15 protein-coding genes are annotated in these 24777 nt (G+C 45.6%); 12 read left to right on the top strand and 3 right to left on the bottom strand.

The genetic code is table 11. The features are described 5' to 3' along the window. Positions 1–8: 8 nt before the first annotated feature. The 7 genes from DTQ70_RS11975 (at position 9) to DTQ70_RS12005 (ending at position 14105) form a co-directional block, all read left to right on the top strand. Complete coding sequence (locus DTQ70_RS11975; RefSeq protein WP_122931008.1) at positions 9–1511, top strand: RagB/SusD family nutrient uptake outer membrane protein; 1503 nt, start codon at positions 9–11, stop codon at positions 1509–1511. Between the two features lie 343 nt (positions 1512–1854). Continuing rightward, a complete protein-coding gene (locus DTQ70_RS11980; RefSeq protein ID WP_122931009.1) occupies positions 1855–4212 on the top strand; it encodes a DUF1549 domain-containing protein in 2358 nt (785 codons plus the stop codon). A gap of 119 nt (positions 4213–4331) precedes the next feature. Next, positions 4332–5762: a DUF1501 domain-containing protein gene (locus DTQ70_RS11985; protein WP_122931010.1), complete on the top strand. Its 1431-nt coding sequence runs from the start codon at positions 4332–4334 to the stop codon at positions 5760–5762. Positions 5763–5773: 11 nt separating this feature from the next. Continuing rightward, positions 5774–8101: a PSD1 and planctomycete cytochrome C domain-containing protein gene (locus DTQ70_RS11990; RefSeq protein ID WP_122931011.1), complete on the top strand. Its 2328-nt coding sequence runs from the start codon at positions 5774–5776 to the stop codon at positions 8099–8101. Between the two features lie 370 nt (positions 8102–8471). Beyond that, a complete protein-coding gene (locus tag DTQ70_RS11995; protein ID WP_122934383.1) occupies positions 8472–9926 on the top strand; it encodes a DUF1501 domain-containing protein in 1455 nt (484 codons plus the stop codon). A gap of 26 nt (positions 9927–9952) precedes the next feature. Continuing rightward, entirely contained in the window at positions 9953–12121 is a 2169-nt protein-coding gene (locus DTQ70_RS12000) for a c-type cytochrome domain-containing protein (RefSeq protein WP_122931012.1), read from the top strand. Positions 12122–12278: 157 nt separating this feature from the next. After that, positions 12279–14105: a 3-coathanger stack domain-containing protein gene (locus DTQ70_RS12005; RefSeq protein ID WP_164489985.1), complete on the top strand. Its 1827-nt coding sequence runs from the start codon at positions 12279–12281 to the stop codon at positions 14103–14105. An 8-nt stretch (positions 14106–14113) separates the two neighbouring features. On the opposite strand, the gene fbp is transcribed toward DTQ70_RS12005, so the two are convergent. Beyond that, positions 14114–15115, bottom strand: a complete 1002-nt coding sequence (gene fbp, locus DTQ70_RS12010; RefSeq protein WP_122931014.1) for a class 1 fructose-bisphosphatase — start codon at positions 15113–15115, stop codon at positions 14114–14116. A gap of 292 nt (positions 15116–15407) precedes the next feature. Between fbp and DTQ70_RS12015 the strand changes: the two genes are divergently transcribed. The 5 genes from DTQ70_RS12015 to DTQ70_RS12035 all read left to right on the top strand — a co-directional run bounded on the left by DTQ70_RS12015 (position 15408) and on the right by DTQ70_RS12035 (position 22409). Then, a complete protein-coding gene (locus tag DTQ70_RS12015) occupies positions 15408–18128 on the top strand; it encodes a TonB-dependent receptor (protein ID WP_122931015.1) in 2721 nt (906 codons plus the stop codon). An 89-nt stretch (positions 18129–18217) separates the two neighbouring features. Beyond that, positions 18218–18973, top strand: coding sequence for a hypothetical protein (locus tag DTQ70_RS12020; RefSeq protein WP_122931016.1), 756 nt, complete (start codon positions 18218–18220; stop codon positions 18971–18973). A 37-nt stretch (positions 18974–19010) separates the two neighbouring features. Then, positions 19011–19448 (top strand): hypothetical protein, encoded by a 438-nt coding sequence (locus DTQ70_RS12025; RefSeq protein WP_122931017.1) that lies wholly within the window; start codon positions 19011–19013, stop codon positions 19446–19448. Positions 19449–19459: 11 nt separating this feature from the next. Further along, positions 19460–19912: a hypothetical protein gene (locus tag DTQ70_RS12030; protein ID WP_122931018.1), complete on the top strand. Its 453-nt coding sequence runs from the start codon at positions 19460–19462 to the stop codon at positions 19910–19912. 67 nt (positions 19913–19979) lie between these two features. Continuing rightward, the gene (locus DTQ70_RS12035; protein ID WP_122931019.1) at positions 19980–22409 is read left to right on the top strand and encodes a TonB-dependent receptor; all 2430 of its coding nucleotides are present in this window, start codon (positions 19980–19982) and stop codon (positions 22407–22409) included. 180 nt (positions 22410–22589) lie between these two features. Here the strand turns inward: DTQ70_RS12035 and DTQ70_RS12040 are convergent, their stop codons facing one another. Continuing rightward, positions 22590–24113: a hypothetical protein gene (locus DTQ70_RS12040; RefSeq protein ID WP_122931020.1), complete on the bottom strand. Its 1524-nt coding sequence runs from the start codon at positions 24111–24113 to the stop codon at positions 22590–22592. Then, positions 24094–24675: an RNA polymerase sigma factor gene (locus DTQ70_RS12045; RefSeq protein WP_122931021.1), complete on the bottom strand. Its 582-nt coding sequence runs from the start codon at positions 24673–24675 to the stop codon at positions 24094–24096. The genes DTQ70_RS12040 and DTQ70_RS12045 overlap by 20 nt, the downstream gene beginning before the upstream one ends. Positions 24676–24777: the final 102 nt, after the last annotated feature.

The following is a 24777-nucleotide window of genomic DNA, read 5'->3' on the forward strand; positions in this document are numbered from 1 at the left end:
TCACGACAATGAAAAAAATAACTTCTTTCTGTATTCTCTTTCTTGGTTTGGTGCAATGGTCGTGTAAAGATGATTTTTTGGTAACCACTGACCCTACCCGCATCGGAACGGACATTTTTTACAAAACCCAACCGCAGTTTGAACAAGCCCTCAACGGGGTGTACGGCCAATTGCAAGGGATTACAAGCACAGCTTACATTTTTCAGGAATTTACGTCGGACAATACCACGCTCGATTTCAACCCCCTCGACCGTGGGGGAGCTGCGGGTTGGGAAGCGTTTGAGTTTTCGACCGTCAACCCTGGCAATGGTGAAATCGCTAACTTGTGGAATATCCACTACGCGGCAATGTACAACATCAATTACGCCTTGGAAAAATTGGAGCCTGCCACTATCGACGCTACGGCAAAAAAGGAAATTGAAGGTCAACTCAAGTTCATCAGAGCATACCATTATTTTAACCTAACCCGTTACTTTGGGGATGTTATTTTGGCAACTAAAACCCTTAACAATCCAAACGAAGCCTTTGATTTGGTTCGTACTCCGCAGGCTGAAGTTTACAAACAAATTGAAGCTGACCTCAAAGACGCTGTCAACCTCCTTCCTGTTAAATATCCAGCAACAGGGCTAGGACGTGTAACAAAAGGAGCGGCATTGAGTTTGTTGGGCAAAGTTTATTTGACACTCAAACGCTATCCAGAGGCTGTAAGTACCTTAAAACAAGTGTTGCCGTTGGGGTATTCTCTTTATACCAACTACAAAGACAACTTTGACCCTGCTAAGAAAAACGGCGTTGAGTCCGTCTTTGAGGTGCAGTACCAAGGAGGAAACGACTTGGGTGAGCAAAGTAACTTTGTGTATGTATTTGCGCCACGTTTGTCGCAAGGTGCGGTAACAGGTTTTGCCAATACGGCTCCAAGTGGACGCAACATCCCTACCAATGACATGATTGCGGCCTACGAAACGGGAGACTTACGTAAAGAGATTTCGCTTCAGCTGGGCTATACCCTCAGCGGAAACTTCGTAGGAATTCCGTTTGTCAATAAATACCGTTATCCCCACACCATTACTGGACGCTCGGACAATAACTGGCCCGTTTTACGCTATTCGGATGTATTATTGATGCTGGCCGAATCTATCAACGAAGCAACGGGACCCGACGCTGAGGCGCTGGGCTACCTCAACCAAGTTCGTAAACGGGCAGGATTGGGTGAGTTAACTGGCTTGACAAAAGACACTTTCCGAACAGCCGTTCTCAAAGAGCGCCGTGTGGAATTGGCCTTTGAAAATCACCGCTGGTTTGACCTCCAACGCACCAAAACCCCCGCCGAATTGGCCGCTTTTATGAACGCTTATGCCGCCAAAGAAAAAGCCAACCCGACCGTATCGCGTGGAGGAATTGCGTTCAACGCGTTAGACTATGTATATAGCGATTTTGAGTATTATTTCCCGATTCCAGCACCACAGATTTTGATCAACTCAAAACTTACTCAAAACCCTGGTTATCAGTAGAAATTGATGTGCAGGTGGTTTCTCACCAAGTGTGCAGGTGGTTTCTCAAAACCACCACAGAGGTTTCTCAAAACCTCGTTTTCGACTCAGAATGATTCGAACATTAAGTTTTGAGAAACCAAACTCCAACTATCAGATTTAAGAATCTGATACACGCAGTGCAGGTGGTTTCTCAAAACCACCCCAAGCATCAGATTTAAGAATCTGATACACAAAGTGATTAGAATTTTGTAGTCTTTGAGTTTTTAAGTAGTACATAATTACTCCCCCACCGTATGTTGGGAAAGCCCTTCATCGGTGGGGAAGTACTCAGGTTCCACCCCCTCTTTTCTAAATTAATATCGTGCAAGAAACAACAGAAACCTTCTGGCTTTGGCTTTTTTTAGGACGACTACACCCCTTGGTTGTTCACTTTCCCATCGGCCTACTTTGCGTGGCTTTCGTTTTAGAGCTTTTCGACTGGCGGCGCAAATCCAACGAGCTTCAAGCAGGCATCAAAGCCTTGGTATGGATTGGCGCAGGTAGTGCCGTCTTAGCCGCTATTTTTGGGCTATTCTTAATCAATTTTGAAGACTACGGTGGCGATGCAGTAAGCCTACACCAATGGACAGGACTGGCAACAATGGCCTTCTCATTGGCAGCGGTTTGGGCTTTGCGTTCCCAAAAACAGCAACTCTTCCGTGGACTTTTAGGCTTCACGGTATTGGGCATTACTGTAGCAGGGCATTATGGTGCGCTTTTGACCCACGGTGAAACCTACCTTACCGAAGTCTTACCTTTTAACAAATCCTCGGAAAACGAACCTTCTGGCGGTACCAACTTTACGTTCGCCAGCAATGGCCAACCCTTGAACGAACAGCAACTGAGCGAACTCAACGTAGAAGTGCGGTCGATTCTGGCCCACAATTGCTACAGCTGCCACGGCGAAGCCAAAACCAAAGGTGAGCTTCGTCTCGATAAAAAAGAATTTATATTTAAAGGAGGCGAACACGGCCCCATCATTGTGGCTGGGAAACCCGAGAAGAGCGAAATCATTCGTCGTATCACGCTTCCAGTTGGTCATAAAGAGGCTATGCCAACCAAAGGTAAACGCCTCTCAGAAAAAGAAGTGGCGACCCTTGAATTTTGGATAAAACAAGGTGCTCCTTGGCCCGACGGCCCCGAAAAAAGTATTTATCGCGTTGCGGAATTAGCGCCTCGTTTGCCTGCCCTTCCTCCTGCTACTGCCGACGCTACCCAGCCCATCGACCGCTTCGTCAATGCGTATTTCCAACAAAATAAAATTTCGTGGAAAGGCGTAGTCGATGACCGCACCTACATTCGTCGGGTGTATTTAGATGTGGTAGGCTTACTACCAACCCCCGAGGCCATCAAAGCCTTTGAAACCGACGCTCGCCCTAACAAGCGTGAGCTTTTAGTGACGTCTTTACTCAACCGAAATGAAGATTATGCTCAACATTGGCTTACGTTTTGGAACGATGCCCTCCGCAACGATTATTCAGGAACGGGCTACATCACAGGTGGGCGCTTTGATATAACCAAATGGCTGTATGCTTCGCTGAAAAGCAATAAACCCTATAATCAATTTGTCAAGGAACTTATAAGCCCCACCAAAGAATCGGAAGGGTTTATCAAGGGCATCAAATGGCGCGGCACAATTAACGCAAGTCAGCGTACCGAGATGCAAGCGGCCCAAAACGTGGCGCAGGTGTTTTTGGGACTTAACCTTAAATGCGCTTCCTGCCACGACAGCTTTATTAGCGATTGGAAACTGGAAGATGCTTACGCTTTTGCCAATATTTTTGCCGATTCTACCCTCGAAATCCACCGTTGCGACAAGCCTACGGGCAAAATGGCAGGACGTCGGTTGTTGTTCAAAGAACTTGGAACCATCAAAGAATCACCCGTTACGGCGGAGCGTTTGAAAGAACTTGCCGACTTTTTGGTACAACCCAAAGATGGCCGTTTGTACCGTACTTTGGTCAATCGGGTATGGGCACAGTTGATGGGTCGTGGTATTGTGGAGCCCGTTGACATGATGGATAACGCTCCTTGGAGTCAAGATTTATTGGACTATCTCGCCTACGATTTTGACCAAAATGGCCACGACATCAAAAAGCTTTTGTACAACATCCTTACGTCCAAAACTTACCAACTTCCTTCCATTGGAATAAAAGACGCAGGTTTGCTTACCTCCAACGATTTTGTTTTTCAAGGAATGGTTCGTCGTCGGATGAGTGCAGAGCAGTTTGCCGATGCCATCAGTGTAGCCTTTAACCAGATGTATGCCGACTCAGTAATGGCTTTAAAACGTTTGCCCGAAACCATCAAATCGGAGATACCGTTTCCACGGGCTTCGTTGGTCATCAACGACCCATTTATGACGGCTTTAGGCCGCCCCAACCGCGAAACCGTGAGTACGAGCCGAAATTCGCAAGCCAATTTGCTGCAAGCATTGGAACTTACCAACGGTACCAAATTTAACTCCACCCTCAAAAACGGTGCGATAAAATGGCAGGCGAAGTACCCAACTTCTGATTTGTTGGTAAAAGAATTATATCGCAAATCACTGGGGCGCGAACCCCAACCCAAAGAGTTGAGTGTCGCGCAAAAAATCGTTGGTACAAAACCGAGCGTAGAAGGGATTCAAGATTTGGTCTGGGCCATTGCTTTACACCCTGAATTTCAGTTAATTTATTGATGATTATTCGTTACTGGTTATCGGTTACTGGTTATTAGGAAACCCAAAACAAGGAAACTCTAAACCCCAAACAGGAAACTCTAAACAGGAAACAGAAAACCCAAAACAAGAAACAGAAAATGACAAATAGATGGAATAGAAGGGAGTTTCTCCAAAAAACAAGCGCCGCAACCTTGGCGGCCATGGCAGCAAGTGCCCCCCTCCCAAGTTTATTATCGGGCTGTACCAAAAAAATAGGCCAGACCAACGGCACTGCCGACACTGTTATTTTATTGTGGATGGCAGGGGGAATGGCGCACACCGAGACTTTTGACCCTAAACGATATACTCCTTTTGAAAAAGGAATGGAAGGCAATCGGGTATTGAGCACGTTCAAGTCGCACCCAACGGTACTCGATGGGATTCATTTTTCGGAAGGGCTGCAATCCATTGGTAAAGTGATGGACAAAGGCACGCTGATTCGGTCGTACGTCGCGGCTGACTTGGGGCACATCCTTCACTCTCGTCACCAATACAACTGGCACACTTGTTACGAACCCCCACAAACGGTGGCAGCACCGCACATTGGGGCTTGGATTGCCAAAGAACTTGGCCCCAAAAACCCCGTCATTCCTGCTTTCATTGACATCGGTCAACGTTTTACGGTAGGTGAAGCCGAAGAGTTAAAGGCATTTCATACCGCAGGATTTTTGGGCAACGAATACGGCCCGTTTTTTATACCTGACCCCAGTCAGGGACTAGAAAGCGTTCGGCCGCCCGTTGGGATGGATGCCAAGCGTTTTGAGCGTCGGAATCAATTATACAATGACTTGATTAGCAACAGTGCTTTTGGCGAATTTGGCAGCGATTACCAAAAAGAATCGCTGCGTCGGTCGATGGAACAGGCTTATATGTTGCTCAATTCGCCCGAGTCCAAAGCCTTCAACCTGAGCACAGAACCAAAAGAAAGCTTTGATATTTACAACACGGGACGGTTTGGATTGGGTTGCTTGTTGGCGCGCCGCCTGACCGAACAAGGTGCTCGCTTTATCAGCGTGACAACCGAGTATGAACCGTTTTTTGGTTGGGATACCCACGAAAATGGCCATACGCGCTTGGTGGATATGAAAAAGATGATTGATGGCCCCATTGCACAGTTGATTAAAGACCTTGACAAATCGGGGCACCTCGACCGTACGCTCATCATTTTGGCCAGCGAATTTAGCCGCGACATGATGGTGGAAGGCCGCCCCGACGCGAAGGTGCAAGAGCAGGTAAATCAACCAGAGATTTTATCAGACATGAAGTTCTACGGAATGCACCGCCACTTTACCGATGGCTGTTCGGTGTTGATGTTTGGCGGAGGAATCAAACGCGGGTTTGCCTACGGAAAAACCGCCGATGAGCGCCCTTGCAAAACGATTGAGAACCCCATCAAAATCGACGGCCTCCACCAAACGATTTACCACGCCCTTGGCATTTCTCCTGATACTCAGTACGAAATTGAAAAGCGTCCGTTCTACACAACCCCCGATGGAAAAGGAAAAGCTGTAATGGATTTGTTTGCGTAACGTGTTTCCTTATGAAAAAAGAAACGTTTTTCTTGACCTTCGTTGTGGCTGGTATGCTTACGTATCTGCAAGCCTGCAAGGGTAGTTCGACCCCCACCGAGGAAGAACTACCCGATGAGATAAGCTACAACTTTGACATTCGGCCTATTCTCTCCGATAAGTGTTTGGCCTGCCACGGCCCCGATGCCAACAAACGGCAAGCAGGACTTCGTCTGGACGACCCAGTCAGTGCCTTTGCGGCGTTGAAAGAGAACCCATCGGCCCATGCCATTGTGGCAGGAAAGCCTGGTATGTCAGAGGTATTTTTGAGGATTACGACCAAAGATACCTCCAAAGTGATGCCGCCGAAAGAATCAAATTTGACACTCAGTCCTCGTGAAGTTTCTCTCATCGAACGCTGGATTGAACAAGGAGCCAAGTACGAAAAACACTGGGCGTTTGTGGCTCCCAAAAAAGCCGCACTCCCCGAGGTGGACAATGAAAAATGGGTCAAAAACGAAATTGATTACTTTGTTCTCCAGAAACAAGAACAAAAAGGGCTGACTCCCAACGACGAAGCGGACAAAGAACGCTTGTTGAAACGCGTTAGCCTTGATTTAGTGGGCCTTCCTCCTACCCTTAAAATGATGGAGGGTTTCTTAGCCGACAACAGTCCCAACGCCTACGAAAAAGTGGTGGACGAGTTGTTGAAAAACCCTTCGTATGGTGAAAAAATGGCCATTTATTGGCTCGATTTAGCCCGCTACGCCGATTCGCACGGCTACCAAGACGACGGCTACCGCACCCAATGGCCTTGGCGCGACTGGGTGATTCATGCACTAAACAAAAACATGCCTTACGACCAGTTTGTCACGTGGCAGCTCGCGGGCGATTATCTCCCAAGTCCGCCTAATGACCCTGAAAATAAAGAACATTTACTGGCAACGGGTTTTAACCGCAACCACAAAATCACGGAAGAAGGCGGGGTAATTCCCGAAGAATATCGGATTAGCTACGTCACCGACCGAAACGATTTGTTTGGGAAAGCTTTTTTGGGACTTACGATGGAATGTGCTCATTGCCACGACCACAAGTACGACCCTTTTTCCCAAAAAGATTATTACCAGTTATTTGCCTTTTTTAATAACGTCAACGAAGTTGGTATCGAATCGGTGATTGGTGGGCCAGAAACTTACGCCAAAAAACCGTTGATGCAAATCAGCAATCAGGACGTTAAGAGCATCCTGAAGTTCATCAATAAACCCGATACCAACGGACTGATTGTATCGGTTATGACGGACTTGGACACGGTACGAAAAACGCACATTTTGCGGCGGGGCTCGTACGATGCCCCAGGCGACGTGGTAGAGCCTAATGCGCCTAATATCATTTTGCCTTTTAACAAAAACTACCCCAAAAACCGCCTCGGGTTAGCCAAATGGCTTTTTAACAAAAAAAATCCGCTGACCGCTCGGGTGTTTGTCAACCAAATCTGGCAAGAGTTTTTTGGAAAAGGTATCGTAAAAACAACGGGGGATTTTGGAATGCAGGGCGAACTTCCCTCCAACCCCGCCTTGCTCGACTGGCTGGCGGTGGATTTGATGGAACATAATTGGAACATCAAACGCCTCGTCAAACAAATCGTCATGTCGGCTACTTATCGTCAATCGGCCGTGGTTTCTCCTGAAAAATTAGCCGCCGACCCCGACAATATTTACCTTGCCCGCGCTCCTCGTTATCGGATTCATGCGGAGTTCGTACGCGATGTTGTTTTGTCGAGCAGTGGTTTGTTGGTTCGCACCATCGGTGGGCCGAGCGTAAAGCCTTACCAGCCACCTGGGCTGTGGGAAGGAGCGACTTCGGGACGTGGGCTGTTGTCGATGTATGTGCAAGACCACGGCAATCAGCTTTATCGAAGAGGCATGTACACCTTGATAAAACGCACGGTTCCGCCTCCGATGTTGACCATTTTTGATGCAAGTACCCGCGACATGTGCGAAGTGAAGCGATTGAGAACCAACACGCCGCTTCAAGCGCTCATCATGCTCAACGACCCCACGGTGTTGGAAGCATCAAGAGTGTTAGCGGCCAAGCTTCTTGAAGAAAAATCGGCAACGAAAGAGAAAATCACCAAAGCATTCCGCCTTATTGTTTGCCGAAAACCTACTGAGCAGGAAGTGGATATTTTGGAAAGTTATTACCAAAAAGAGCTTAAAAAACTCAACCCAACACGTGCGGAGAAAGCACTTGCCGTTGGTGAGTATCCTATTCCAGTACAGATGGATAAGGTGCAGTTGGCGGCATTGATGCGGATTGTGAATACCATTTATAATTTGGAAGAGACTTTGATGAAAACGTAGATAATTTTTACCCGCAGACTACGCAGATTCAAATCGCAGATTTTCGCAGAGCGAGTATTCAGCACCAGTCTGCGGTTTTTAGATCTGCGCTTTCTGCGGGTAAAAAACCAAATAAAGCAATGTGTTTGATTTTATCCTTTGAGATACATGAGCAAAATTGACGCGGATTGTGAATACCATTTATAATTTGGAAGAGACTTTGATGAAAACGTAGATAATTTTTACCCGCAGACTACGCAGAGTCAAATCGCAGATTTTCGCAGAGCGAGTATTCAGCGCCAGTCTGCGGTTTTTAGATCTGCGCTTTCTGCGGGTAAAAAACCAAATAAAGCAATGTGTTTGATTTTATCCTTTGAGATACATGAGCAAAATTGACAAAGAAATCCTTGAACATGGCCTGACCTTCAATCGTCGTCGCTTCTTGTCCACCATGAGTTTGGGACTAGGAAGCGTGGCACTAGGTTCGTTGATGATCCCAAATCTATTGAACGGCGGCGACCAAGACGGGGCAAATTTTGTTCCGGGTATTCCTCACTTTGCACCAAAAGCCAAGCGGGTCATTTATTTGTTTCAAAACGGAGCTCCTTCCCAAATGGAAATGTTTGATTACAAACCCAAACTGCGCGAAATGGTGGGGCAAGAATTACCGCCTTCGGTACGAGGTATGCAGCGACTGACGGGGATGACGGCCAACCAAGCATCGTTTCCGTTGGCAGGTTCCTTCACTGATTTTAAGCAATACGGCCAATCGGGAGCGTGGATAAGCGACTTATTGCCCTATACTTCCAAAATCGTCGATGACCTTTGTATCGTGCGCTCTATGTACACCGAAGCCATCAACCACGACCCTGCCCTGACCTTTTTGCAGACAGGCTCGCAGCAAGGAAATCGCCCGAGTATGGGGGCTTGGCTAAGTTATGGATTGGGCAACGAAAATAAAAATTTACCCGATTTTGCCGTATTACTTTCGCGCGGAATTGGCAACGGACAAGGGGTTTATTCCAAACTTTGGACCAACGGATTTTTGGATTCCATTCACCAAGGAGTTCAATTTAGTAAAGGTGAAGACCCAGTGCTTTATTTGCGCGACCCCGAAGGCATGAACCGTGAAGAACGACGGGATATGCTAGACAACTTAGCATCACTCAACGACCTGTCTTACAAGGAGTTTGGCGACCCCGAAATTACTGCCAAAATCAAACAGTACGAAATGGCGTATCGGATGCAAACAGCCGTTCCCGAAGTGATGGACGTGTCGAAAGAACCCGACGATGTGGTCAAACTTTACGGCCCCGATTGTTTGGTTCCAGGTACGTATGCGGCCAATTGCCTGTTAGCCAGAAAATTGTCTGAAAACGGCGTTCGTTTTGTGCAATTGTATCACCAAGGCTGGGACCAACACGGCAACCTTCCTTTTGAAATTACGAGCCAAGCTAAGGACGTGGATCAAGCTTCGGCAGCGTTGGTAACCGACCTCAAACAACGGGGTTTGCTCGACGAAACCCTCGTCATTTGGGGTGGAGAGTTTGGCCGCACAAGCTACAGCCAAGGCAAACTGACGGCTGACAACTATGGCCGCGACCACCACCCTCGTTGCTTTAGTATTTGGATGGCAGGCGGAGGCATCAAGCCTGGTACCGTTTATGGTGAAACCGACGAGTTGGGATATAACATCAGCCGTAATCCCGTTCACGTACACGATTTTCACGCCACGGTACTGCACCTTCTTGGCCTCAATCACGAACAACTGACCTTCAAACACCTGGGTCGCCGTTACCGCCTCACCGACGTGGCAGGCAGAGTAGTACGCGACATTATCAGCTAATTTTCAAGTAATTTCACACAAGTAGTATGGGCAATAAGGTCAAAGGCATAGCAGAGCAATTATTGATTGTTGCGAATATTTTCATTTTATTCTTGCTTATTTTTGAAAACCGTTGGGTTGTTCCGCTCTGGATTCAGCCCATTGGGCGAATGCACCCGCTGCTTTTGCACTTTCCGATTGTCCTTTTATTGCTAGCGCTTGGAATGGAAGTATTTCGGTTCAAACCTGAAAATACAGCCAATACTTTTTACGAAAAATTTCTGTCTTCATTTTGGTTAGCGGGTACGTTTACCGCTGCAATCACCGTAGTTATGGGGCTGTTTTTGGCCAAAGAAGATGGATACGCAGGAAACACACTTGCTACGCATAAATGGCTGGGAATAGGCACGTTGTGGACAGGAACGGTTATTTATTTTTTTCGTAAAGCACCTTGGTACACCCCTACCCTTGCCCGCGTCGGCACGGCTTCGGTGGCCATTGCGCTGCTGGTGGGTGGGCATTACGGCGCTACCCTTACTCACGGTGAAAACTTCGTTTCAGAACCACTTACCCGCAGCGAAAGCGTACCGTTGGACAAAGCCTTGGTATTTGACCACGTTATTCAACCCATTTTGGAACAAAAATGCGTGAGTTGCCATAATCCCGAAAAATTGAAAGGAGAATTGTCGCTAGTGAACGAAGCGGCATTGCTGAAGGGCGGGAAATCGGGAAAGCTATTTGTGGCGGGAAAGCCTGAAATAAGTTTGTTGCTCCAACGCATTCATTTACCCAACGATGACAAAAAGCACATGCCGCCCGTGGGCAAAGCTCAGTTGACCGATGCAGAACAGCTCTTGTTGGCACTTTGGATAAAATCAAACGCGGTGTTTAATAAAAAAGTAATCGACCTCCCCGCGCGGGATTCGTTGCGCTTGGTGGCGAGCAACCTCTTTCAAACCGCCGAAACGCCCGAAGATAAGTTTGATTTTGGGGCGGCTGACGAAGAAACTATCAAAAAGTTGAGCAACAACGACCGTACCATTGCGCCATTGTCGCTTTCATCGCCTGCGCTATCGGTCAATTTGTACAACAAAGCCGCCTATTCTCCCGAAAAAATTCAAGAACTGAGCGAGCTTAAAACCCAAGTGGTTTCCCTCAATCTGAACAAATTGCCCGTCAAAGATGGCGACCTAAAAGCGGTAACTCAGTTTGAAAATTTGCAAAAGTTAGACTTAAACTTTACTGACATTACGGGCAAAGGACTTTCAGAACTCACTGGTTTAAAGCAACTTAAAAGCTTAAACATCTCGGGCACCAAAATTACGTTGGCAGAACTTCAAGCGTCGATTGGCAAGCTAAAAAGCCTCAAAAGTTTGTCAGTTTGGAATACGGGCTTGACGCCTACTGAAATTCAACAATTACAGAAAACGTACAAAAACGTTGAGTTTATCGCTGGTTTTAAAGACGACGGCAGTAACCCCATCAAGTTGAACACTCCGCAAGTCAAAAACAGCTCAATGGTGTTTAATCAGGAACTTTCGGTGAAGCTCTACCACCCCATCCGAGGCGTAGAAATCCGTTACACCACCGATGGAACGGCTCCAGATAGCCTTCATTCGCCGCTTTTTACCAACCAAACGGTGTTAAAAAACAGCACAAAAATTCGCGCCAAAGCGTTTAAAAAAGGGTGGTTTGGCAGCGATGAAGTCGTTTTTGATTTTTACAAAAACACCTACCAGCCCGACAGCATCAGCTTGTTACTTCCCCTCAATCGAGTCCACCAAGCAGCGGGCGCGAAGTCTTATTTTGACGGAATCTTGGGAACCTTCAACGCCAACAGCCCCGCTTGGGCCAACAATTGGACGGGAGTTCGTAACAACGATTTGGCCATTTATTCGGAGTTTAAAAAGCCTGTTTTACTTTCGTCGGTGGGGTTGCGTATTATGGAAGAAACCGAAACGGGTATTTTTCCGCCCGAATCAATTGAAGTGTGGGGCGGCACTAGCCCCACCCAACTGAAACTCATCGGTAAATTGAAACCTACCATGCCGACGCAAGTCAGAACGCATTCTTTATTGAGTGTTACCTGTCCAGTAAAACCCCAAAACATTACTTATCTAAAAATAGTAGCCAAGCCCCTACAAAAAATCCCCGATTGGCACGGAAGCAAAGGCCGTACGGCATTGCTGTTGGTGGATGAGCTGTTGTTGAATTAATAGCAGCTACCTAAACGGGCAGCGGATCCTTACGAGTAGGTTTTATAACTTATTTTATTTTGTGTTTGGAGGAACAATACAACCTTTGACGTAAGCACTGCGTCTTTGTTGAATACCCCTCATTATCAACCTGTTTTGTTATCCAAACACCAAAATCATGCTACGTTCAACCCTACTTCTCGGAGTCTTATTCTTGCTATTTTGTAGTATAAAAGGACAAGCTCAAAAGGTTATTTTGGAGATGGACGAAAACTATCGCTTTACATTTAAAACGATTGAAAGTCCACAAGCTCGAAGTTCGGCAACTTCCCCGATCACCATTACCAGTTCATTAGATAACATTTTTCCTGAGAGCAAAGTACACATTCAAATCCGCTTTGACCAGACCGTTAACTTAAACGAGTTGCGTTTTTTTTCATTACTTATTTTTAAAACTGATGAAATCAACGCTCGTTTTTCCAAATACATCATTTATACCAACAAAGCAATTAATGCTTCAACAAGAACTTTATCAACCACCATTGGGGGTCTTAAACCCAATGAAACGTACAGTGTTAGGATACATTATAATACCCCCACTGTAGAATATAGTTGTTCTTCCGAAACTTCTAAAACCGTCTATTTTACTACTGCCAGAGAACCTATTAATCGCCCGAAAAAATTACTGTTTATCATTGATAAAGACCTCGAAGGAGATTCGGATATAAACCAAGCAATTTCCACCTATCAAAAAGACATATCTACCTATTATCCAATTACTTTTGAGAAAATTTACCTTGAAAATCAAAACCAAAAAAAGAATGAGTTGGTCAATAAAATCAGGCAAGATTACGAAAACGTTGACCAACCATTGCGTTACTTATTTTTCTTAGGTTCCAATGCAGCTACGAACATCCAGCGTCGATTTTTGAATCCAGTAACCAATGAACCTGTCAACGTTTATTCTGATTTAAGCATTAATTTTTACACCCAAGTTTACAATCCTGAATACGTTTATAGTTCAGAAGAAAACCAGTTTATCTTACGAAACTATTCCTACTGTTCTTTCAATGGATTCCCAGCAAACGACATAGGAAATTCTACCTCACAATCAAGTTCTTACGAAATAGCTTATGGCGCACTGCTACCCAATGGCCCTACGCCAAAAAAAGACTATATTCTAAACTATTTCTCCAAATTACACCGTTTTAAAATTGGACAAATTACCTTCAACAAGTCTGTTCTCTTTGCTGATACGCAGTTAAACGACGGAGCTTCACCCGCTAGTTTGTCCCAGAGTATTACCCGTTGGCAATCAAATGACACCATTCAAATTCCCCAAAAATACGGGTTTGAATACCACGGATTTGACCCCGTTTGGCACCAAGATTATCAGTCTAAACTTTCCAATAAATCCTACGAAATCGCCCTTTATATGGGGCATGGTGCCCCTACCTACCATTATTATGGTATTTCCAATCAAACAATTCGAGATTTACCCCAAATGAATACAATGCTTTTTGATTTTCATTCTTGTTCGGTGGGGGCCTTCAATACCTATGATTATGTAGCAGGCGCTTATCTGGAAAAAGGGAATACATTGTTTGTCAAAGCATTTACTCTTCCTATCTTTCTCGCTATCATTAACAATCGCTCGCCCCTGATTGACTACTTTCATGAAAAGTCGCTTTTTTGGGAAATAAGTACGCGGGCTTTTTTTGGCGATGCTTATCTACACGGGTCTAATACTACCATGGTGCAAATTCAGCTAGGTGACCCCCTACTCCAACTCGACCCACCTTGTAGTAGTACTAACTTGACCCTTACCACTAACACCAATACCCAAGTTTTTGCAGGGGCAAAAGAACACATCAATGCCCAAAATAAACTTTACCCGCCAGCAAAAGGCACTTATCAGGCGGGCAAGTCTATCACTTTAGAACATGGTTTTGAGACTAGAAAAGGCACAATTTTTGAAGCAAAAGTCCAAGGATGCCCGCAGTAAATAGCCTTTTATTTTAACAACCCCAGCAACTCTTTCACCATGGTTTCGGCACCGATGTACAACGGTACGCGCTGGTGAAGGGAATCGGGTTTGATGTCGAGAACGCGCTGTGAGCCGTCGGAGGCTTTGGCACCTGCTTGTTCGGCAATCATCGCTAAAGGATAACATTCGTACAAAAGGCGGAGTTTTCCGTTGGCATCTTTGTGCGTTGGTGGGTAGAGATACACGCCACCTTTGAGCAAATTTCGGTGAAAATCAGCCACTAACGAACCAATGTAACGCGACGAATACCCACAATCTCGGCAGTGGTCGATGTAGGTTTTTATCGGTTCGGCGTACTGGTTAAGATTTCCTTCGTTGTACGAAAAAATCTTGCCGTCTTTGGGGCTTTTGATATTTTGATGAGATAAAATAAATTCCCCCAACGACGAGTCGTACGTAAAACCAGCAACGCCATTGCCCGTCGTATAGACCAAAATTGTGGAAGAACCGTACAAAATATATCCTGCTGCCACTTGTTCTTCGCCTCCCTGCATAAAATCCTCCAGTGCGGGCTGAGTACCTAGGGGAGTAATTCGCCGATAAATTGAGAAAATGGTGCCAATAGAGACGTTGACGTCGATATTCGACGAGCCATCAAGCGGGTCCATCGCCACCACGTATTTAGCATGATTGTTGCCCGTGTAAATGATGTCATCGTCTTCTTCAGAAATAATGGCGCAAACTTCACCGCCATTGATGAGCGCACGGATAAAACGAATGTTGGCAACCACGTCGAGCTTCTGTTGGGCTTCTCCTTGGACGTTGTTCGTCCCGAAGCCACCCGTAATGTCAATAAGTCCCGCACGATTGATTTCGCGGTTAATAATTTTTCCTGCCAAAGCAATGTCCCGAAGGAGTTGGGAAAGCTCTCCCGTAGCAAAAGCGAAGGAGTTTTGGTTGTGCATGATGTAACGGTCGAGCGTCACACCCACAGGCACGGCGAGGTGGTGGTCCATCTTGGTTTCCATTCTAAACTGATGTGTAAATTTTTGGTAAAATAGAGATTAACAAAGCTAACCCTGAACTTTGTAAAATACAATACTTTAAATACTTTTTAAATACATTTCTTTGTTTTTTTATAAATCACTTCTGTATTAATCAAAAATTTTATTGAATCAAATTAGGGTAAGAAAAAACGCCTCCACCTCCTCCCCCATAAAGTGTGATAAGAAAAAAATGAGGATATTTTTTAAGAATTTTTGCCCATTCCTAACCGTTTGTCTCTAAGTTTGCGGCAAACAATCCCACTAAAAACGAAAAATGAAACAATTTTTTACCCCCGTTTTACTAAGTTTAAGTGTCATTAAATTTTCGTTTGCGCAAGTCCCCACTAAGAAAAAAAACCTCGAATTAGACACCCTCTATTTGAAAGAGGTGATAGTCTCGGCCTCTCGCACCGCCGAGCCGCTCATGGAAACTCCCGTTTCGGTCGAACGCCTCACTGCCGCTCAACTCAAGCGTCTGCCTTCCACCGAATTTATTTCTTCGCTCGCCCGCCTCAAAGGCATTGATGTAAGCCAATCGAGTTGGCTAATCACCAGTTTTAGTACCCGTGGTTTCAACAGTTCAAAAGCCGAACGCGTCGTGCAGCTCGCCGACTACGTCGATGTAGCGTCCCCGACCGCCTCACTTTACTACGGAAACTGGGTAGGTGTTTCGGAACTGGACATGGAAAGTGTGGACGTAGTATTTGGTGCCAACTCCGCTTTGTATGGTTCCAATGCCTTCAACGGCGTACTGCTCATGCACTCCAAAGACCCGTTCAAATATCAAGGACTTTCGGCTTCGTTGCGAGGCGGGAATCGCAGCATGATTGACGGCCAACTCCGCTACGCAAAGGTTTTTGGTGACCGTTTTGCGTTTAAAATCAGTGCCAACTACTTTGAAGCCGACGAATTTTTGGCTTCCAACAGCGCCGCCATCAAGCGCGTCACGTCGGGTGGATTGGCTGGCTCAGACCCTTTGAACAACGCCGAAGGAAGCAATACAGGCTGGAATGCCATCAACCGTTATGGAGAAGTCGGAAGCACCGTCACTTCGCCCGCGCTCACGGCTTTGAACAATAACCAGAGCTACCGCATTTACACACGAGGCTATACCGAAGCCGAAATGGCCAACTGGCCCGAGTCGTCGGGAAATCCGTTCAAATTGTTCAATAACGGCAATTACAAAGCAGGAAATTACCGCATCAACCCGTCGTTGCATTGGCAAATTACCCCCAAACTCCGCGCCGTTTATGAATACCGCTTGTCGGTGAGCAATGGTATCTTCCAAAGCACCAGTCGTTACGCCCAACGCGGCATGAAGTACGACGTTCATCGGGTCGAACTTAAAACCGACAAATGGTTTTTGCGGGCTTATACCGTATTCGATTACGGTGGCAAAGCGTACGATTTGAGTTCGTTGGCCAGTGGCCTGATGAACGCCCCCATGGCCGCAGGCAACCAGCCCAACGGCTCGCGCTATCCTACTTTTGCCCAAAACTATTTTTCAGTTTGGAACCAAGTCTTTACCGCCGCGCGTAGCAATGGCCTAGCTGCGGGAACAGCCTTGAACGCCTTTGCCCCAAATTCGGCGGGAGGAACGCCAACTCCGTACGTTATTCCTCAATCAATTGCAGGACATCAAAGCATCGAAGCTGCACAAGCCTTGGCCACTCAGCTTGCCTCTGGCGTTCAACTTCCCGTCAATAGTCCACTTTTTCAGCAACTTCGCGAGCAGATTGTCGCAGGAATTGGCTTAATTGATGTCAACGGCACCAAAACGGTGCGCGGAGCGGCGTTTGCCAATACGGCACGTTTTTGGGATATTAGCGGCCAACGCGAATGGAACATTGGTAAACTCAACGCCATCGCTGGGGCGTCGTACCGAACTCATTTGTTGCAATCAGCAGGAACGTTATTTTCTGATGGGCCTAGTTCGCCGATTACGGCCAATACCAACGAAGTTCAGTACCGCGACCGCATCGTGAACTGGGACGGAGGCGCCTACGGTCAACTTCGGTATAGTCTTTGGAAAGACCGCTTGAAACTAGCCGCCGCAGGACGTTTTGACCAATTCCGCAATTTTGGTGGTCGTTTTTCACCGCGCCTCTCGGCTGTACTTTCGCTGGGAGACAACCGTCAACATAACTTTCGCGTCAACTATGCCCAAGCCTTTCGCCAACCTGCTCAGTTAGACCAATTTATTTATCTCGATTTTGGGACATTATTGGTAGCAGGAAACGTTACCAACGGCTACCAAGGCTTGAATGCGGTATCGGCCTTGCCCAATGGACAAGCGAATCCTGATTTCTTGAAACCTGTCACAATTAAGAAAATTGCTCCCGAACAAATGAACACTTGGGAAATTGGCTATAAAGGTCAGATTGCCAAAGGTTTGTACGTGGATGCAAGTTATTATCGTTCGGTTTATAACAATTTTATCGGAACCCTGCGTTTTTATGGTCGCGAAGATGGACTGGCTCCAACGGGTGCACCGTTGCCCACTGCCACAGGAGATTTTGCCAAACCTACTACCGACCGTACCCGTGGACGTTTGATGCAGACTTGGGCCAACGCCGACAAAGAGGTACATACACAAGGAGCCATCGTAAGTCTTGAGTATTTCTTCTCTAAAAAACTAAATTTCAATACCAACTACACTTGGTCAAACATCAACGAAAACGATGTCCCTGGCTTGATTCTAGGATTTAATACCCCTACTCACAAATTTAACGTAGGAATCCAAGGAGAACCTTTGAAAAACGTTTCGTACGCGTTTAACTACCGCCACACCAGCGGATACACCTACTTTATGCCCGTTGACGAAGGGTACATCCAAGCTTTTGGAACCTTGGACGGACAAGTGAGTTACCGTTTACCAAAAATTAAAAGTGCCCTTCGGCTCGGAGGCACCAATTTATTAAACGCCAACGCCGTACAAGTTTACGGAGCAGCGCCTATCGGCCGCATTGTTTATCTAGGCTGGGTGTTTGAGTAAATTTTTCTAGCTTCTTGAAAGTCGAGCGAGTTTTACGATATTTATATCTTAGAACTCGCTCTTTTTATTCACACTAACCGCTGCCGTCTATGGAATCATACGTAGCCCGCTGGGCGTCCCAACACAGTCGTTTAGCTATTTTACTCATTGTTCTTTGTGAACTTACCAATGCCTGTATTGGAATCACGGCGGGCAGTGCTTTGTTGGCGGGGCTATTGCCTTTGCAACTGTTGGTGCTTATTGGGAGTGCTTTTGTGATTCGAACTTTAATTTTAAAGTTTCACAAAACTGAATTCCAGCACCTTCGTTCAAGTACTCGGTTTTTGTTCCAAAAGCGAATTTTTGTTAGCCTTTTTTGTCTCAATTTGTGGATTTATACCTTAGGTGGCGCTGTACTAGGAAGCATGGTGCAGTCACCCCAACCCACCTCCAGCCTCCACAGCAGTATGACAGTGGTAACGAGCGAGCAGTATCCCGATTTCTCTAAAAAAACATCTCCAAAAGAGGAAGAAAAAAAACCAAAATCATCGAATGAGGGGTTGATACGTTTGGGCTATATTTTGCTGTTTGTGGCGGGCGTGGCGCTCTCTTACATTGGTGCCCTATTAGCTTGTAACCTTGCTTGTGCGGGTATCGGTTGGGCGGCAGTAGCAGTCTTATTGTTGGGTTTAGGCATCATGGCGGGCGGTTTTTATTTCTTGGGTCGAGCCATTGATAAAAACATGAAACCCTTCAAAGAAATGACACCCGACGAACGAAAACGTGAAAAACGACGGTATTGGCGTACAGCGTTGGGAACTGTTTTAGTGACCGCTTTTTTAATTTTACTTTCAGCGCTTTCTTAGAGTTTTCATTGACTATCATGTGTTTTTTAGTATTGATATGAACTATTTGCGCTTTCTGCTACTGACCTTCCTTTTGCTCACGACATCTGAAGTACAATCGGCGAACTATGCCCCATCGGATAGTATATATTATTCCAAAAGAAGTGCAGATTCTACGATTGTGAAGGAAGCGAAAAATAGAAGAGAGGCAACCATTTTGGGCATTACTGGCGCTGCTATGGCCGTAACAGGTATTTTGTATGGTGGCATTCTGGTGGCTGTCCTTGGAGTAATATTGATTGTTGTGGCCATAATTAAAACGAAAAATAGGTCTAAAAATCAGCCTCAAAAAATACCACATTCAAGTTCTTCGGATTCATCAAAAAAAGGAATTGCATCCACAGGACAAGCCATATTGCTTGTGCTTGCTGGAATTGGAATTGCCGCATTGGCTCTTAGAGGGCTGACATATCTAGTACTTTCTAATGGTTTCTAATCTCTCCCAAAATGAAACTTCTCATCTACCTCTATTTTGGCTTTTTTGTCTTGACCATTTCTGCCAAAGCAGCAAATACACCTGTTGTTAATAAAGAAGCCACAATTGCGATATATCCCTCCGATTCGAGCAATAAAAAGAAACCTCAGAAAATAATAAAACTACAGGTTCTAAGTGCGGTTTCGTTTAGTTCTGCAATCATTGCTACCATTTTAGCCTTTTCGGGAGCGATGGTCGGCGTTATTGTTTTGGGAGTAGCTGCTATTTTAGCAGGGTATTTCGGTGAAACTTTAGCTAGAAAAATCGCAACAGAACAACTTCAACCACCCGCCATAAGTCCATCAAAGAAAGTCAAAGCAAGATGGGCAACTTTAGGTATGATCTTAGGGGCATTGGCCATTGCAGCTACACTTTGCATTGCTCTTTCTAATAGCTTTTTCGGCTTATTCAAATTAGGGGGATAATGCCCATAATGCCATATAATTTGGTTTATTTACCCAATTTTCTTCATTAGTTTTAAAATTCATTCCTATGAAAAATACACTTCTATCCACCTTCTTTTTATTAGTTGCTCTTTCCACGTTTGCCCAACCTTCTCAAACCGTTCGCGGTAAAATTGTTGATAAAGAATCAAAATTTCCATTAATCGGTGTAGCCGCCCTTTTGGTCAATAATGCTACGCAACCCGTAGGAACGGTGACGGACGTTGAAGGCAATTTTCGGCTTCCGAACGTCCCCGTAGGCCGACAAACTTTGCGCTTTACGTTGGTAGGTTACAAAGAAGTTTTGCTCAACAACATCGTCGTAGAAGCAGGCCGCGAAACGGTTTTGAACCTCGAAATGGAAGAATCTGTGACAGAACTCAATACGGTGGTCGTGAAAGTGAAGCGTAATGGCGAAGCGGCCAACGAAATGGCTACGGTCAGCGCGCGTCAATTTTCGGTAGAAGAAACGGGGCGGTACGCGGGAAGTCGCGGCGAACCCGCTCGGATGGCCTCCAACTTTGCGGGTGTACAAGGGGCGGATGACTCGCGCAATGACATTGTGATTCGAGGAAATTCGCCTTCGGGCGTGCTTTGGCGATTGGAAGGCATCAACATTCCGAACCCCAACCATTTTGCCATTTCGGGAACATCGGGCGGGCCAGTGGGAATTATCAACAACAAGTATTTAGCCAATTCTGATTTTTTTACGGGCGCCTTTCCTGCCGAATTTGGCAACACAACGTCGGGTGTTTTTGACCTAAAACTACGCAACGGCAACGACGAAAAGCACCAACTTTCGGCCCAATTTGGCTTTCTGGGCACAGAATTTTTAGCCGAAGGGCCGTTATCGAAAAAAAGCAAAGCTTCCTATTTAGTAACTGGCCGCTACGCCAACCTCTGGTTATTCAAAAAAGCGGGCATCGACATCGGCACGGAAGCTACTCCAACCTACGCCGACGGCTTTGCGCGTTTTAATTTTCCACTAAAAAAAGGCGGAAACGTCGCTATTTGGGGCGTGGGCGGCGCAAGCACAATTGATATTTTGATTAGCGAGCAAGAAGCATCCGACCGTAATATTTTTGGGCAAAACGACCGCGACCAATACTTTTCTACCAACATGGCCGTGGGCGGAATCACCTTAAATAAACCCCTTAATAAAAGTACATTTTTTAAAGCAACTGTAGCCGTTTCTGCCAACAGCCAAGACGCTAATCACGATTTTTTGTTTTTACGCAAAAATGCCCAAGGCGAGCCTCTCATCGAAAACAAACGATTTGTGATTGACTCACTTCGGCCATTATTAGATTACAAGTTTACCGAAAACAAATATTCATTGGCTACTTATTTGAACAAAAAATGGGGTGCAAAAAGTATATTAAAAGTAGGATTAACGGCTGACTTATACAGCTTTACGGCTTTTGACCAAGCCCGTTCTTTTAATGAAACTACCCAAAAATGGAACGCTTGGGTAACCCGTTGGAATACCAATAATGCCACGTATGTGTTACTACAGCCTTACGTTCAGTTCAAACATTACCTCACCGAAAACTTTTCGTTCAACGCGGGGCTAAGTAGCCTTTACAGTTCCATCAATTCCAATAGTTATTCCCTTATCGAACCAAGAGTTGGGTTTGCTTTGGAACTTCCCCAACGCCAAAAACTCACGTTTGCCACAGGTTTACATAGTCAAGGGCTACCTTCTTACCTTTATTTTTACGACCAAAGTGGGGCAAATGCCAGTACGCGCTTCCCCGTCAAAAACGTAGGTTTCTCTAAAAGTTGGCATTTTGTGGCTGGGTATAGTAAGATGCTGGCGGATAATTTGCGCTTGCTAGTAGAAGCGTATTACCAAAATCTCTTCGATATTCCCGTTGAAAAAACCATTTCTTCGTATTCCTTGGTCAACTCAGGAGCGGGTTTTTCTCGGTTATTCCCCAACCAACTTCAAAATGGTGGCATTGGGCGGAATTACGGAATAGAAATGACCTTGGAAAAGTTTTTCAACAACAGCTACTATTTTTTGGTAACGGCTTCACTCTTTGATGCCCAATACCAAGGCTCGGATAAGATTTGGAGAAATACCGATTTCAACGGAAAGTATGCCTTCAATGCGCTGTTTTCCAAGGAGTTTACATTCAACAAACGCAAGAGTCTTAACATCGGCGCGAAGTTTACAGCCACGGGAGGGCGCTGGTACGGCCCTGTGGATGCGACGCAATCGCGGTTTGCACAGGAAATTATTTATGCCGATGCCACGCGCAATTCACTGCAATTCAACCCCTACAAGCGCTTTGACTTAAAAACAGAATACAAAATCAATAAAAATCGCTTGACCCACACCATTGCAGTGGATATCGTAAATGTATTAGGCAGCCAAAATCAGCTGAGCCTCAGCTATATCCCGCAAGCGCCGTACTTTAAGCAAGAATACCAGCTTGGGTTTTTGCCTGTATTCTTTTATCGAATTGATTTTTAGGAAATCAGCCTTGATTCGCTGTTTTGGTCGGGTTTTGAGAAACCCTCTGCACGGTTACTCGGGTTTTGAAAAACCCTCCTCACGGTTACTTGGGTTTTGAGAAACCCTCGGCACGTTGGCACGGTGGGTCGGGTTTCTCAAAACCCGACCACTACGCCGAGTAACAGACCTCAGGGTTTCTCAAAACCCTGTTCGCGGCAAGCGGTATTTGGCAGAAATAAAGAAGCCTGACGTTTGAAGTTTAATCTTCCCAAAACCCACTTCGGCCATGGGAATTTTCCAAAATGGCTCTACTTGAAGGGAAAAATTACGCCCAATTTGTCGTTCCACACCCACCGACGCATTCAATATACCCATCCAATAATTTCCCGTTGAGCCTTCCCAGTTCATCCATTTTGGGTATGAATGCGGTGGGTAAGTATAATCATACCTTTCATTCATCATCTTGTAGCTCGATACACCCGACGATACAAACCACCGACTTCGACGTCCTTCCAAAACATCAAAACGGATATTGATTGGAATGTCTAGTACCTTACAATTGGCCGCCACCTCGGTAGGTCTGGCTTTTTGAGAATTCCAAATTTCAGGCCATTTGTACTGTTCGCCCGTGGCGGTATAGACTTTATCACTTTTTATAACGCCCACCTGAATGCTCCAGCGGCGTGCAAAACGGTATTCTAACATCGCCCCCAATGCCAAACGGGGGTTTTTAAGCATTTCGCTCGACGAGATAAAACTCAAATCGGGTGTTGCGATTACACGGGTGCTTAGCCCTTTTTGGAAGGCAACGGGAGGCTCTACAGATTCTTTTTTCTTTACAACAGGAGGCGGAGCAGGTGGCAAATACGCTACCGTTGGCTCTGCAACAGGTACTGTAAGCAACTTCCAGTTTTTAGCCACAAGTTCATTTAATGTAACATTGAAATTTGTAGGCCCTTGAGGTTCATTGGAAGATGACTGAGGTGTTCGCTCCGCGGGATCTGTATCCTTTGACACAACCGAAACCATTGTATTCCCCTTTTTATCTTGCTTTCTTCCCAACGTAGAAACATACGATGGAGACGTCGAACTTACCTTTGCAGCCGTAACTCGTTTGTTTTCTGAATCCTTTACCCAGCGGGCCGTTTGGCTCGTTTCATCGGTTTGTTTTAAAACAGGCTCCCGCGTATTTTTAAGGGCAAACGATTTTTGGCGGGTTACACCTACTGAATTGGACTGCTTTTTACTAGACGCAATGGACTGTTTTTTAGCTTGTTGTACTGGTGTTAACTGTTCTTTTTCTTTTTCCTCCAACGCTAGGTGCGGTTCTTCATTCAGTGCAGAGCCTTCTTCTTTCGCTGCTTCGGGGTTAACTTTTTCCGTTTCAGAGGCATTGACTTTTTCGGCTTCCTTTTGTGATTGGCTTGGGTCACTTACCTTAGGAGCATTTCGTTGAGACTCTTTTGGCATTATTTCGATTTTCGGACAAACAAACTCCATTTCACTTGTATTAGGCCAAAACAAATAACTTCCCAAACCTAAAAGCAACACAATGCCTCCAATGACCCCTGCGCGGCGCCACCACCAAGCTCCTGGCTTTTTGTCCTCGTCGTCCAACTTACGACGCATTGCCTCCCAAGCTTTTGGATCGAATGTTGGCTCAAACTCCTCAGACGATTTTCTGAAGAGTTCGTCCAGTCTGTCATCTGGTAACTCTTGCATACTCATCGTTTCCCTTTTTCAGTAACATACTTCTTAAATTTTCGCGGGCTCTGGCCAAATTAGATTTGGAAGTCCCTTCACTAATACCCAGTTTTTGGGCAATCTCTTCGTGTGAATAACCGTCGATTACGTATAAGTTAAATACGGCTCGGTACGAGGGAGTGAGTTGCTGAATTAATTCAATCAACTCATTGTATTCCAATTGGCTATACGCAGAATGACTCTCCGAAGCTGCCACCGTATTCTCAATGCTACTTACGTCATCATGGTTTTGAAATTTCACGTTTTGACGATAAAAATCCAAGGCAGTATTAATCATGACCTTTTTGAGCCACGCTTTGAAAGGCTTATCGGCGTCATACATCTGCACTTTTTGGAAAATTTTTAAAAAACCGTCGTTGACAACCTCCAGCGCCTCATCTCTATTGGGCACATAACGCATACACACTCCCATAGCGTAGCCATAAAATTGCTTGTAAAGCAATTCCTGACACTTACGGTCATTGCGCAAGCAACCCTCAAGAAGTTCCGGTAATGTTTTCAACGCACGAGAAAATAACATTCAATATAGCGTTACGGAGCGAAAGTTGGAAAGGTTGCGTCCAGATTGAAAAAAACTTTTTTTTATCTATCGTCAATTTACGACAGTTTTAGGCAAATTCCC

Source organism: Runella sp. SP2 (assembly GCF_003711225.1).
Lineage (GTDB): Bacteria > Bacteroidota > Bacteroidia > Cytophagales > Spirosomataceae > Runella.